The organism is Xenorhabdus ehlersii (assembly GCF_003610465.1).
GTDB lineage: Bacteria > Pseudomonadota > Gammaproteobacteria > Enterobacterales > Enterobacteriaceae > Xenorhabdus > Xenorhabdus ehlersii.
Window position 1 is genome coordinate 262,136 of sequence record NZ_RAQI01000006.1, and the last position, 12,282, is coordinate 274,417.

Annotated in this window: 14 protein-coding genes and 1 pseudogene; 4 read left to right on the top strand and 11 right to left on the bottom strand. The window is 53.7% G+C overall.

Annotated elements, in window-relative coordinates; all coding sequences use genetic code 11:
- Positions 1-71: 71 nt before the first annotated feature.
- Positions 72-2,768: a CHC2 zinc finger domain-containing protein gene (locus BDE27_RS17535; protein ID WP_120211387.1), complete on the bottom strand. Its 2,697-nt coding sequence runs from the start codon at positions 2,766-2,768 to the stop codon at positions 72-74.
- Positions 2,769-2,879: 111 nt separating this feature from the next.
- Between BDE27_RS17535 and BDE27_RS17540 the strand changes: the two genes are divergently transcribed.
- Positions 2,880-3,287: a helix-turn-helix domain-containing protein gene (locus tag BDE27_RS17540; RefSeq protein ID WP_099134109.1), complete on the top strand. Its 408-nt coding sequence runs from the start codon at positions 2,880-2,882 to the stop codon at positions 3,285-3,287.
- Positions 3,288-3,360: 73 nt separating this feature from the next.
- Positions 3,361-3,681: a SymE family type I addiction module toxin gene (locus BDE27_RS17545; protein ID WP_099134108.1), complete on the top strand. Its 321-nt coding sequence runs from the start codon at positions 3,361-3,363 to the stop codon at positions 3,679-3,681.
- Positions 3,682-3,750: 69 nt separating this feature from the next.
- Here BDE27_RS17545 and BDE27_RS17550 read toward each other — a convergent pair whose 3' ends face one another.
- From BDE27_RS17550 to BDE27_RS17565, 6 genes are all read right to left on the bottom strand, one after another.
- Positions 3,751-4,155 carry a DUF7674 family protein gene (locus tag BDE27_RS17550; protein ID WP_074024866.1) on the bottom strand — a complete coding sequence of 135 codons (405 nt, stop codon included), beginning with the start codon at positions 4,153-4,155 and terminating at the stop codon, positions 3,751-3,753.
- On the bottom strand, positions 4,152-4,406 hold the full coding sequence (locus BDE27_RS17555; protein ID WP_099134107.1) for a type IV secretion protein Rhs: 255 nt from the start codon (positions 4,404-4,406) through the stop codon (positions 4,152-4,154). Before BDE27_RS17555 ends, BDE27_RS17550 begins: the two co-directional genes overlap by 4 nt.
- A gap of 254 nt (positions 4,407-4,660) precedes the next feature.
- Entirely contained in the window at positions 4,661-4,966 is a 306-nt protein-coding gene (locus tag BDE27_RS19535) for a hypothetical protein (protein ID WP_208638612.1), read from the bottom strand.
- Positions 4,967-5,280: 314 nt separating this feature from the next.
- On the bottom strand, positions 5,281-5,472 hold the full coding sequence (locus BDE27_RS19540; RefSeq protein ID WP_167450626.1) for a hypothetical protein: 192 nt from the start codon (positions 5,470-5,472) through the stop codon (positions 5,281-5,283).
- Positions 5,473-5,501: 29 nt separating this feature from the next.
- On the bottom strand, positions 5,502-6,572 hold the full coding sequence (gene xerC / locus BDE27_RS17560; protein WP_120211388.1) for a site-specific tyrosine recombinase XerC: 1,071 nt from the start codon (positions 6,570-6,572) through the stop codon (positions 5,502-5,504).
- A 212-nt stretch (positions 6,573-6,784) separates the two neighbouring features.
- Entirely contained in the window at positions 6,785-9,481 is a 2,697-nt protein-coding gene (locus BDE27_RS17565) for a CHC2 zinc finger domain-containing protein (RefSeq protein WP_120211389.1), read from the bottom strand.
- 123 nt (positions 9,482-9,604) lie between these two features.
- Here BDE27_RS17565 and BDE27_RS17570 point away from each other — a divergent pair, with 123 nt between their 5' ends.
- Together BDE27_RS17570 and BDE27_RS17575 are read left to right on the top strand one after the other, a co-directional pair.
- Positions 9,605-10,015 carry a helix-turn-helix domain-containing protein gene (locus BDE27_RS17570; RefSeq protein ID WP_099134114.1) on the top strand — a complete coding sequence of 137 codons (411 nt, stop codon included), beginning with the start codon at positions 9,605-9,607 and terminating at the stop codon, positions 10,013-10,015.
- A gap of 86 nt (positions 10,016-10,101) precedes the next feature.
- Complete coding sequence (locus BDE27_RS17575) at positions 10,102-10,422, top strand: SymE family type I addiction module toxin (RefSeq protein ID WP_099134113.1); 321 nt, start codon at positions 10,102-10,104, stop codon at positions 10,420-10,422.
- Between the two features lie 96 nt (positions 10,423-10,518).
- Here the strand turns inward: BDE27_RS17575 and BDE27_RS17580 are convergent, their stop codons facing one another.
- The 4 genes and pseudogenes from BDE27_RS17580 to BDE27_RS19545 form a co-directional block, all read right to left on the bottom strand.
- Complete coding sequence (locus BDE27_RS17580) at positions 10,519-10,971, bottom strand: hypothetical protein (protein ID WP_099134112.1); 453 nt, start codon at positions 10,969-10,971, stop codon at positions 10,519-10,521.
- On the bottom strand, positions 10,968-11,225 hold the full coding sequence (locus BDE27_RS20580; RefSeq protein ID WP_420882910.1) for an EndoU domain-containing protein: 258 nt from the start codon (positions 11,223-11,225) through the stop codon (positions 10,968-10,970). The genes BDE27_RS17580 and BDE27_RS20580 overlap by 4 nt, the downstream gene beginning before the upstream one ends.
- A gap of 153 nt (positions 11,226-11,378) precedes the next feature.
- A pseudogene (locus BDE27_RS20630) lies at positions 11,379-11,465 on the bottom strand (RHS repeat-associated core domain-containing protein); the annotation flags it as partial.
- Positions 11,466-12,026: 561 nt separating this feature from the next.
- Complete coding sequence (locus tag BDE27_RS19545) at positions 12,027-12,218, bottom strand: hypothetical protein (RefSeq protein ID WP_167450626.1); 192 nt, start codon at positions 12,216-12,218, stop codon at positions 12,027-12,029.
- Positions 12,219-12,282: the final 64 nt, after the last annotated feature.

The window sequence follows — 12,282 nt, forward strand, 5'->3', positions numbered from 1 at the left end:
GCCGACAACAAGCCGACTGACAGGCGACCAACTGGGCTTTAACCCCGACCGGATAACGTTATACTGCCCGCTCAGGGAACAATAAGGCCACTCAGGTGGGCGGTATCGCTGTCTGCCCCGTCGAACAGCAGTTCATAGATGAACGTCAGGCCACGACGGTGCAACAGCAGGTATTCCATTTCGACCAGTCGTGAGAGATGCACCTTAAGCTGGGTATCACCCCACTGCACCGCATCCCTCAACTGTTTGCGGGTAAACCGCATTTCGTGGCGGGGCTGGCCGCTTTCTTTTACCCAGCCCTGTATCAGCAATAACAGCTTGCGCGTCTGCGGCGGCATTTCGTCCAGTGTCCGGCCTAAGATTTCATGCGCCAACTGATTGGCGAGCCGGATATCGTCTTTGCTCACTTCGATATATTCAAGCCGCTTGCCGCGATGCTCTGCCGTTTTGATGTCCCGCTGGTACTGGTGCAACAACGCTATGCTCTGAATGAGGGTCAGGTATTTCATATGGTCTCGCCGCGTGCGGGTTTTGTCTGACAGGAACGTCAGTTGCGACGCATACGGATTGACCACATTCAACGGCTTAAGCAGCCGCTGGGCGTTCTGGTGAAGCTGCATCAGAGAGTCCCGCTCGTTCCCGGCCAGCAAGCCTTCGAGCGTCTGCTTCTGGCGCTGCAACGCATGGATGGCTTCCGTTTGTTCGCGGGATTCATTGACCGTCAGCACCAGACAACGGTTCAGTAATTCTTCATCCACATCAATGGCGGTCGTGGTGAGCATCAGCATCACCGGGCCTTTCACGGTATAGCTTTTAGTGACGAGGTTGCCGGTTGCCTCATCCTTGCCCGTGCTCGCCATCGTCAGTTCGCCATCACTTTGCAACAGCTTCAGCGCATAGGCGGCCTGCCGTACCCCTTCTTCTTCGGCGATAGCTAATATCTTGTGCTGGAGATTAGTTTCACCGAGATAGAACAGGCTTTGCCCGGTCATAGCGCTGTACTGGATGCGCTCTTCCTCCGGGATCAGGTTCAGTACCGCCTCCATCAGCGAGGATTTTCCGGCGGCGCTGCTGCTCTGGATAAGTACCGCTAACGGTTTGGGTAACTTTCGGCTCACTGCTGCCAGATAGCCCGCAAGCAGATTGGTGGATTCACCAACCACGCCACAGGCGGCTAAGTCAGCGGTAATACGTGCCGTCAGGTAGGGATCTTGCAGTAACGCCAGTGCCGCTTCCCGTTCAGCGATCCCCATCGCCGGTACGCGGGGTTCGGTGCCTGAGGTGGGGTGCTGTTGCCCCTGTTCGACGGCCAGTAACACCTGCCCCAGCGAACGCCGCAACTCAGCCTCTCCCAGCCCCAGTTCGGTGGCGGCCAGTCTGGCATAGCTGTTCCGGCTGCGGGCACTCATCAGGTCAACCCCGTCGGCGAACAGGACGCCGCTTTGTGTGTCCAGCACCTGCGCATTGAGTTTCATCGTGGCAGCGCCGGCTTTGACTGCGCCCATGCCCCGTAAGCACCATTGCAATGTGCCGATCGAGATAAGCAGTTCGCCATGCTCACCGGATTCACAGACGACATTCGGCGTCACGCGGGGTACGGGTCCAGCGGCTAAAGGGGAAGCGGGCTCTGGCGCGGTGTCCGGCTCAGGCGTCTGGCGCTCAAGGGCGACCATATCCGCTGCCTCCTGCATCGGTACAGCACTCTCAATCAGCAGGGCAAAGGCCGATTCGGGTTCGGCCATCTGACACAGATACCCGTTGGCATCCTGATCTGGCGGGAACACTATACGCAGCGGCGTGATGCCTTTGGCAACCAGTGCTGCCGCCAGTTTGACGGCGGCATCATTGCCGGCGGTATCATTATCAAAGGCGATCAGCACCTGCTTAATGCCGTGCTGTTCGAACGCCTGCCAGTGATCCGCGGTGACGCCGTTCACCCCGTAAGCGGCTGTCACATTGCGCTGCCCCGTCACCCAGAACGACAGCGCATCAATCAGCGATTCGCACAGGATCAGCGATTTTGCAGCCCCCAGTGCCTGCGCATTCCAGACCCCGCGGTGCGCGCCCGGCAGGTAAAGATGCGAGACCGTATCACCGCGCCGCCGCTCGCCGATTTTGCGTCCGTACAGTTCGTGAACCTGCCCCTCAGCGCTGATAACAGGGATAACCAGCGAGCCACGCAGATGCTCACGCCCGTTCTCCCGCAACACCCCGGCCGCTATCAGGCGGCGGCGGATCTCCTCGCCGGCTTTGACTTTTTTCGGTGGCAGACGGTAGCCCAGCGTGCGGTTGGCAAAGCCCAGCTTAAACTGCGCGACTAATTCAGGATGATTGAGCCGCCGCTTCGCCAGATAGGCCTGTGCTTCCGGCGCATTCAAAAGTGTATGGTGATAAAACGCAACCACCCGTGACAGCAACACCTGTTGCCCGATGGCATCACTGGTCAGCTCTTCCGGCTGCACCAGCGGCTCGACCGCCGGATTGTGCCCCAGCACGGCACGCAGGCGCTCCACGGCATGGCGCAGGCTCAGGCCCTCGGTTTGCATGACCCAGTCCAGCACCGACCCGCCCGCATCACAGCCAAAACAGTGGTAGAGATTTTTCGCCGGGGTAATGACCATCGAAGGCGTTTTCTCCTCATGGAACGGGCACAGCACGGTCATGTCTTTGCCGCGCTTAAACAACTGCCGGCCTTGTTGCTCAATGATGGCAACTAAAGAGACAGCGGCTTTCAGGTGCTGTAATTCTGCTTCCGGGATGCGAGCCATACGATAATCCTTCAAAAACGTGTCAATAGGGTTTGGATAAAAATAACTCGACACCAATATACCACATATTGTAGTATATACAACATATAGTAGTAAAACATGAGGTAAGTTATGGCTGTCTTATTACATTCAAAAACGGTAACAGCTATGGCTATCAGTAACGAAGAGCGCGATTTTTTCATTGCATTAGGCGAACGGATCACCCTGCTACGTAAAGAGCGTGGAATAACTCAGGCTGAACTGGCACAGAAGCTCAACGTTTCACAACAGACGGTGCAGGCATGGGAAGCAGGTCGACGAAGGATAAAGGTATCTTCACTACCTATTGTGGCAGGAATATTTTCAGTTTCATTGGAAAATTTGTTTGGTGAGGAATCGGAAAAAAGCAACCGTAAACGAGGCCCAGCACCTAAGTGGCAGCAGCAGATTGAAGAGATTGATAATTTACCTAAGACAAAGCAGAAGATGATATCAGAGATGTTAAGTGCTCTGATAGCACAGGCGAGAGTAACAGACTGATAAATAACGCAGGGTTTAAAGGCTGGCACCTTTAAACCCTGCTCACCACAAGCAACTAAAGAGGAGTTGAATGATGGCTAAGGCGCATTCTAGGCAAAACCGTGCAGTAAATAAAGCGACAAAAACAGAACGTTATTACACCGTGGGATACGTGCCGCAAAACGGCAGGCCGAACCCCAGACCCGCGATAAATTTAACGGGAAGATGGCTTAAGGCTGCGGGATTTGATATTGGTGGCACACTCACCGTCAAAATACTGGATGGCTGTCTGGTGTTAATCCCTGACAGCGATGAGACCCGCACGATTAAGCAACAGTACCAGCGCCAGCAAGACCAGCTCAGTGAGATTAAGCTCAAGATGCGGGAACTGCTTGGCGACTACACAAGCCGCTAAGGGCAGGGAGTGAGCCGCTCTAAAAAAGAGATAAGGCCGGAAGATCATGGAGATCTTTCCGGCTTTGAACTAAATAACTCTTTTAGTTATTTCCAAATAGTGATTATAAGTTTCTTTGCTAAGATATTTTCTAGCCAAATTGTAACTATAATCACTTCCCATTATTGCTTCAAAGATACACGTATTTAATATGTCTTTTACGTCATCACCTTGATAAAGAAATAAGTCATCGACAAAACTAAATATGTTCTTTATTTCTTTTATTAATATATCTTCATCTTTGTAAATAGATGCGATGTTTTGAGAAAAATAGCTTTTCTCCTCTACTTTACCAGAGCCATATAGATTTATCAGATCAGCAAAAAACGTACCAAAACCTCCAAATATTAGATAGATACCATCATGCTCGCCATGTATTTCTCGAAACACAGGAAAAAAATTGTTTAGTTTATCAATTAATTCATCATTCGTCATAAATGCCCCAATGCGTTCCTTAAATCATTTATCATGTAGCTTGCTAAGCTTCTATCCGATGGGCTTAGAGCCTCATTTTTATACCTTCCATTACCACTAGATAAATTTTTCAATGCTGTTAAATAATCCTTACCTTTATTTACATGGTCTGAACCGCCGACTAATTGTCCAGTATTCTTTGTATGCAGAATAGAAGCTGCTGTACCTCCATCAGGAATATTTGCACCTGGCCGATATAGTTCTTCAAACATTTTTTGCAGCTTAGGATTCTCTATTGAATCTATTATTTGCTGCCTTTGTTCTGCTGAAATGGCATGATTATTTTTTCTGGCATTCTTTAATATATCGACAGGACAACTCGCTAACCCGAACGGATCAACCCATTTGGTGGGATTATGGACGTAAGAATACGGATTAAATCCGCCCAGCAGCCCAATCGGGTCTTAGGGCAGGTTCCGGTGCGGTTATACAGTTTTAAGCGATTTTTTCCTTATTTATCACCTTGTTAAAGAACCCCTTTTACCCGTTCCGCCCATTCCCGCGAACCTAAAAGGCCGAAGTGCACTTTTGCCCTGTTTTTACGCTTGCTCCGATGTGCAGTATAGCGCCCTTTTTTCCCCTGTGATGGGCTGAACAGCCTGATTTTGTGCGATTTTTCACGGCAACGGGCGAACGTCGCCCAACTTGCTTGGGCGGCGGGCGGCCGTTCTGCGGGGGCGGGTGGCACAGAACCCGCAAGCGGCGCCCTGCGACGCTCCCAGGCACGGAAGCCGAAGATTGTGCTCGGTTTTGCTGAGGGCACTTTACTCAAGGGAAGCCCCCTCAGGGGGCTGCACGGGGCGGAGATGGCGAGCACGGCAACGAGCAAGGAGCGCAGCGACTGCGAGCCGCGCGCAGACAATGCAGCGGGGTCGGGGCGGGGGAGGTAAACCAGCGGAGGCCGCAGGCCGACCTGCCTACAGGGGTCTTTGCCTGAGCCACTCAAGGCCGCTAAAGAAGACGCTGTTTTTGCCGGAACGGGGCACGCGGCTTAAGACTGGTGCTCAGTAGCTGACAGCAGAAGGCGCCAGCCTTGTGCGGTGCACCCCGCGAGGCCGATAAGTGGGGGCGAAGACATAATGCAGATTATGCGATGTGAGCCGCTCTTCGGCGGTTGGCGGAACAGCGGGGCGGCACGGCGAATTTCGCATAATCTCCCTGCATTATGTTAAATGGGCTTTGGGCAGCCGGCACAGAGTGGTTGGGGACACCGTGGCCGCCGCTGCCCATTGCCCATTTACCCCCGCCGGCACTGAAGCTGACGGGCAGTCCGGTCACGGTCTGCCCCTGCACGGAACCCCGCGGACTCAACGGGGACGGGGGCGCTGTCCGCTGGCATCAGGGTGGCTGTCTGGCACGCTACTTTCCGCGGATTCAGGGCATGGGCGGCTCTTCGGGGGTTCGGTGTCAGCGTTTGGCGGCTGATTATCTGCCCGCTCGGCCGGATGGGTCTGGCTGTGCACCTGTTTGAGCTGTTTGATGGCAACCCGCGTATAGACCTGGGTGGTGTTGAGCTTCTCATGTCCCAGCATCGCCTGGATATGGCGGATATCGGCACCGTTGTCCAGCATCTGCGTCGCCATTGAATGCCGGAACAGGTGGCAGGCGCCCGGTTTGTCCAGTCGAGCCTGATGACGGATGGCCTTTGCGGCGATGTGCGTCAGGTGTCCCGGACTGAGCGGCCTGCCTTTTTGCGAGATAAACAGGTAACCGCTGTCATGGCTGTCTGCCAACTGTGGCCGAACCTGCACCAGATAGCGTGTCAGCCAGCCCAGTGCCCGCTCGCCGATAGGCACCACCCGGTCTTTATGGCCTTTGCCCTGATTAACCACAACCGCCCCGCGTTCGAAGTCGATATCACCCCGCCGGAGCTGGCGCAGCTCCATGCGCCGGAGGCCGCTGCTCCACAGCACTTCCAGCATCACCCGATTGCGCAGCCCCAGCACGCTCTGGTCGTCAAGGCTGTCCAGCACCTGTGCGGTTTCCCGTTCACTCAGTATCTGGGCAGGCAGCCGTTTCTCTTCTTTCGGCAACACCACCTGTTCGGCCGGGTTGTAGAGGATGTGATGCCGTTGCAGTAGCCAGCGGAACCACAAGCGCAGGGCGATTAACCGTTCACGCTGGCCGTTATGGCTGTAAGGCTGGCCATCGGCCTTGCGGTAAGCCCGCAGATAGCGCTGCCAGCTTTCCAGCAATACCAGCGTCACCTGTGCCGGATACTGCACGGTGCGCTGTTCGCACCAGTCCACGAACGGTAACAGCCGTTCCCGGTAGCTTTCCCGTGTGCGCGGGCTTTTTCCCTGTGCGGCCAGCGTATCGAGGTACGCGTCCAGTTGCTGGCGTAAGGTGGCGTGCAGGGGATTAGGTGGGCTTGTCATGCGGATTCTCCTTCTTTTTTGTTGTATGGGTAGCGAAGAGAGCTGTACGGGCGGAACAGTGTTTTTTGGCTGATGCCGACCACTTTGAGGGGAAGCCTTGCTGTATCTGCCTTTGCCGGGATTTAACCATCCCGACTACCTGCCGACAACAAGCCGACTGACAGGCGACCAACTGGGCTTTAACCCCGACCGGATAACGTTATACTGCTCGCTCAGGGAACAATAAGGCCACTCAGGTGGGCGGTATCGCTGTCTGCCCCGTCGAACAGCAGTTCATAGATGAACGTCAGGCCACGACGGTGCAACAGCAGGTATTCCATTTCGACCAGTCGTGAGAGATGCACCTTAAGCTGGGTATCACCCCACTGCACCGCATCCCTCAACTGTTTGCGGGTAAACCGCATTTCGTGGCGGGGCTGGCCGCTTTCTTTTACCCAGCCCTGTATCAGCAATAACAGCTTGCGCGTCTGCGGCGGCATTTCGTCCAGTGTCCGGCCTAAGATTTCATGCGCCAACTGATTGGCGAGCCGGATATCGTCTTTGCTCACTTCGATGTATTCCAGTGTCTTGCCGCGATGCTCTGCCGTTTTGATGTCCCGCTGGTACTGGTGCAGCAACGCTATGCTCTGAATGAGGGTCAGGTATTTCATATGGTCACGGCGGGTACGGGTTTTGTCTGACAGGAACGTCAGTTGTGACGCATACGGATTGACCACATTCAACGGCTTAAGCAGCCGCTGGGCGTTCTGGTGAAGTTGCATCAGATAGTCCCGCTCGTTCCCGGCCAGCAAGCCTTCGAGCGTCTGCTTCTGGCGCTGCACCGCATGGATAGCTTCGGTCTGTTCGCGGGATTCGTTGACCGTCAGCACCAGACAACGGTTGAGCAGCTCTTCATCCACATCAATGGCGGTCGTGGTGAGCATCAGCATCACCGGGCCTTTCACGGTATAGCTTTTAGTGACGAGGTTGCCGGTTGCCTCATCCTTGCCCGTGCTCGCCATCGTCAGTTCGCCATCACTTTGCAACAGCTTCAGCGCATAGGCGGCCTGCCGTACCCCTTCTTCTTCGGCGATAGCTAATATCTTGTGCTGGAGATTAGTTTCACCGAGATAGAACAGGCTTTGCCCGGTCATAGCGCTGTACTGGATGCGCTCTTCCTCCGGGATCAGGTTCAGTACCGCCTCCATCAGCGAGGATTTGCCGGCGGCGCTGCTGCTCTGGATAAGTACCGCTAACGGTTTGGGTAACTTTCGGCTCACTGCTGCCAGATAGCCCGCAAGCAGATTGGTGGATTCACCAACCACGCCACAGGCGGCTAAGTCAGCGGTAATACGTGCCGTCAGGTAGGGATCTTGCAGTAACGCCAGTGCCGCTTCCCGTTCAGCGATCCCCATCGCCGGTACGCGGGGTTCGGTGCCTGAGGTGGGTTGCTGTTGCCCCTGTTCGACGGCCAGTAACACCTGCCCCAGCGAACGCCGCAACTCAGCCTCTCCCAGCCCCAGTTCGGTGGCGGCCAGTCTGGCATAGCTGTTCCGGCTGCGGGCACTCATCAGGTCAACCCCGTCGGCGAACAGGACGCCGCTTTGTGTGTCCAACACCTGCGCATTGAGTTTCATCGTGGCAGCGCCGGCTTTGACTGCGCCCATGCCCCGTAAGCACCATTGCAGTGTGCCGATCGAGATAAGCCGCTCGCCATGCTCACCGGATTCACAGACGACATTCGGCGTCACGCGGGGTACGGGTCCAGCGGCTAAAGGGGAAGCGGGCTCAGGCGCGGTGTCCGGCTCAGGCGTCTGGCGCTCAAGGGCGACCATATCCGCTGCCTCCTGCATCGGTACAGCACTCTCAATCAGCAGGGCAAAGGCCGATTCGGGTTCGGCCATCTGACACAGATACCCGTTGGCATCCTGATCTGGCGGGAACACTATACGCAGCGGCGTGATGCCTTTGGCAACCAGTGCTGCCGCCAGTTTGACGGCGGCATCATTGCCGGCGGTATCATTATCAAAGGCGATCAGCACCTGCTTAATGCCATGCTGTTCGAACGCCTGCCAGTGATCCGCGGTGACGCCGTTCACCCCGTAAGCGGCTGTCACATTGCGCTGCCCCGTCACCCAGAACGACAGCGCATCAATCAGCGATTCGCACAGGATCAGCGATTTTGCAGCCCCCAGTGCCTGCGCATTCCAGACCCCGCGGTGCGCGCCCGGCAGGTAAAGATGCGAGACCGTATCACCGCGCCGCCGCTCGCCGATTTTGCGTCCGTACAGTTCGTGAACTTGCCCCTCAGCGCTGATAACAGGGATAACCAGCGAGCCACGCAGATGCTCACGCCCGTTCTCCCGCAACACCCCGGCCGCTATCAGGCGGCGGCGGATCTCCTCGCCGGCTTTGACTTTTTTCGGTGGCAGACGGTAGCCCAGCGTGCGGTTGGCAAAGCCCAGCTTAAACTGCGCGACTAATTCAGGATGGTTGAGCCGCCGCTTCGCCAGATAGGCCTGTGCTTCCGGGGCATTCAAAAGTGTATGGTGATAAAACGCAACCACCCGTGACAGCAACACCTGTTGCCCGATGGCATCACTGGTCAGCTCTTCCGGCTGCACCAGTGGCTCAACCGCCGGATTGTGCCCCAGCACGGCACGCAGGCGCTCCACGGCATGGCGCAGGCTCAGACCCTCGGTGTGCATGACCCAGTCCAGCACCGACCCGCCCGCATCACAGCCAAAACAGTGGTAGAGATTTTTCGCTGGCGTGATGACCATCGAAGGCGTTTTCTCCTCATGGAACGGGCACAGCACGGTCATGTCTTTGCCGCGTTTAAAAAGTTGCCGCCCCTGCTGCTCGATGATGGCAACTAAGGGCACGGCGGTTTTCAGGTGCTGTAATTCTGCGTCGGGAATGCGAGCCATATCGGTATTCCTTTAAAAACCTGTCAAGATTTATTTTGCTTCGCTATGCGATATATTATATAATCGTAACACGATAGTAAAGCAAGTCGTTTTAAGAATACGCCTTATACTCTGGAGCATTTTATGGCTGATATGACAGATGAAATTATGCAGACCGAAGAACAGCGCCGGGCATTTGGTAAACGACTCAAGGTATTACGTAATCAACAACGAAGAACCCAGAAGGAAGTGGCTGGCCTGATTGGCTTGCAGCTTTCGCAGTACAACAAATATGAGTCCGGGATGCACATTCCGCCCGCGGATAAATTAATCCAACTGGCTGAGCTATTTACCACCTCGATTGATTATTTGTTATTAGGCTCGTCTGACGAGCAATTACCGCTGAGTAATACGCGGTTAATCGAACGATTTAAGGCACTTGAGGAGTGCCAGCCGGAAGAGCAGGAAACCGTGATTAAGCTGATTGATGCCGTGATTATGAAGCATCGGGTTGAGTCTGCGATGCGTCCGGTTGAGCAGGAGAAGGGCAACTAAAAAAGGTAAAGCATTTTTAACACGGCGCTGATGTGCAGCAACACACCAACGCCGCTCACCACAACCAACTATCTAGGAGTTGAATGATGGCTAAGGCGCATTCTAAGCAAAACCGTGCAGTAAATAAAGCCACAAAAACAGAGCGTTATTACACCGTGGGATACGTGCCGCAAAATGACAAGGCCAGTGCCCCGCCGGCAATCCATCTTAAGGGGCAGTGGCTTAAGGCTGCGGGGTTTGATATTGGTGGCACACTCACCGTCAAGATTATGGAGGGCTGTCTGGTGCTGATCCCCGACAGTGACGAGACTAACAGCCTCAAACAGCAATACCAGCGCCAGCGAGAGCAAATCAGCGAAATTAAGCTGAAAATGCGGGAACTGATTGGTGACTACAAAAGCCGCTAAGGGCAGGGAATGAGCAGCTCTTAAAAAGAACAAAGCCGGAAGATCACGGGGATATTTCCGGCTTTGGCTTTTATTTAATTAATAATATGTTTATTATCATAACTTAATTACTTCTAAATATTTCATGGCTGCTTTGCACTCCCCCATAGAGCTAGGCTTTAGATATTCTAATCTTTTAAAGAATTTTTTCGCATGATCACGCATGGCAATTAAAAAATAATTTTTATCAACAGAGGTTTTCACTTCTGAATGGCAATTGACACTAACAAGTACTCTATTGCCTTTTGATGGTATAAACTTAACCTCTATTGGTTGGTCAGGAAAATAACATTTAAATTCTTTATTATCATAAAGTAACGCTAATCCTTCTGAAAGATAACTCCAGAGATCATCTATATAGTCATACATTGATTTATCGATAAGGTTGATACCATTAATAGTCAACTCTAGTGCGCCATCAATGTAATCAATACGTTTAATATCTCCATCATATTGAAAGAAATCAATATATTCTTCTTTAATTTTAATATACGTGTTTACATTTATCATAAGTTACCCGGATAAAATTGACCAATTCTTCCTTTATTAAAGCCAACGACATAATTTTGACCATTATATGAACCGGTAATTTGATATTTACCAATAGTACCTTTACTTACCATCGTATCTCTGTTTTGCTTCATTACACTTTCAATGGCATTAGACATATCATTTATTGACATATCACGAGAGAAGAAACTTTGCTTAGCTTTAATTGAACCATCCCAGTATTCAGGATGGTGACGTTCAAGGAAATGTTTCATTCCTGCTCTATCTAATTTAAAAGTTTGGTTGCCAAAATGATAATCTTTACTCCTAAATGATCTCAGATCATTGACAACTTTATGTGGAAGTGCCTTTTTGGGTTTGATTCCTGAATTTTTAGATAATCCAGCATCTCCTTTATTGCCTACCCCGCCTGCCAGCCCATACGGATCTACCCACTTCGATGGGTTATGCACATACGAATACGGGTTAAACCCGCCCATCAGCCCGATGGGGTCTTAGGGCAGGTTCCGGTGCGGTTATACAGTTTTAAGCGATTTTTTCCTTGACTATCAGCTTGTTAAAGAACCCCTTTTACCCGTTCCGCCCATTCCCGCGAACCTAAAAGGCCGAAGTGCACTTTTGGCCTGTTTTTACGCTTGCTCCGATGTGCAGTATAGCGCCCTTTTTTCCCCTGTGATGGGCTGAACAGCCTGATTTTGTGCGATTTTTCACGGTAACGGGCGAACGTCGCCCAACTGGCTTGGGCGGCGGGCGGCCGTTCTGCGGGGTGCGGGGCGGCACAGGAGCCTGGGGGAGCAAGGAGCGCAGCGACTGCGAGCCGCGCGCAGACAATGCAGCGGGGTCGGGGCGGGGGAGGTAAACCAGCGGAGGCCGCAGGCCGACCTGCCTACAGGGGTCTTTGCCTGAGCCACTCAAGGCCGCTAAAGAAGACGCTGTTTTTGCCGGAACGGGGCACGCGGCTTAAGACTGGTGCTCAGTAGCTGACAGCAGAAGGCGCCAGCCTTGTGCGGTGCACCCCGCGAGGCCGATAAGTGGGGGCGAAGACATAATGCAGATTATGCGATGTGAGCCGCTCTTCGGCGGTTGGCGGAACAGCGGGGCGGCACGGCGAATTTCGCATAATCTCCCTGCATTATGTTAAATGGGCTTTGGGCAGCCGGCACAGAGTGGTTGGGGACACCGTGGCCGCCGCTGCCCATTGCCCATTTACCCCCGCCGGCACTGAAGCTGACGGGCAGTCCGGTCACGGTCTGCCCCTGCACGGAACCCCCGCGGACTCAACGGGGACGGGGGCGCTGTCCGCTGGCATCA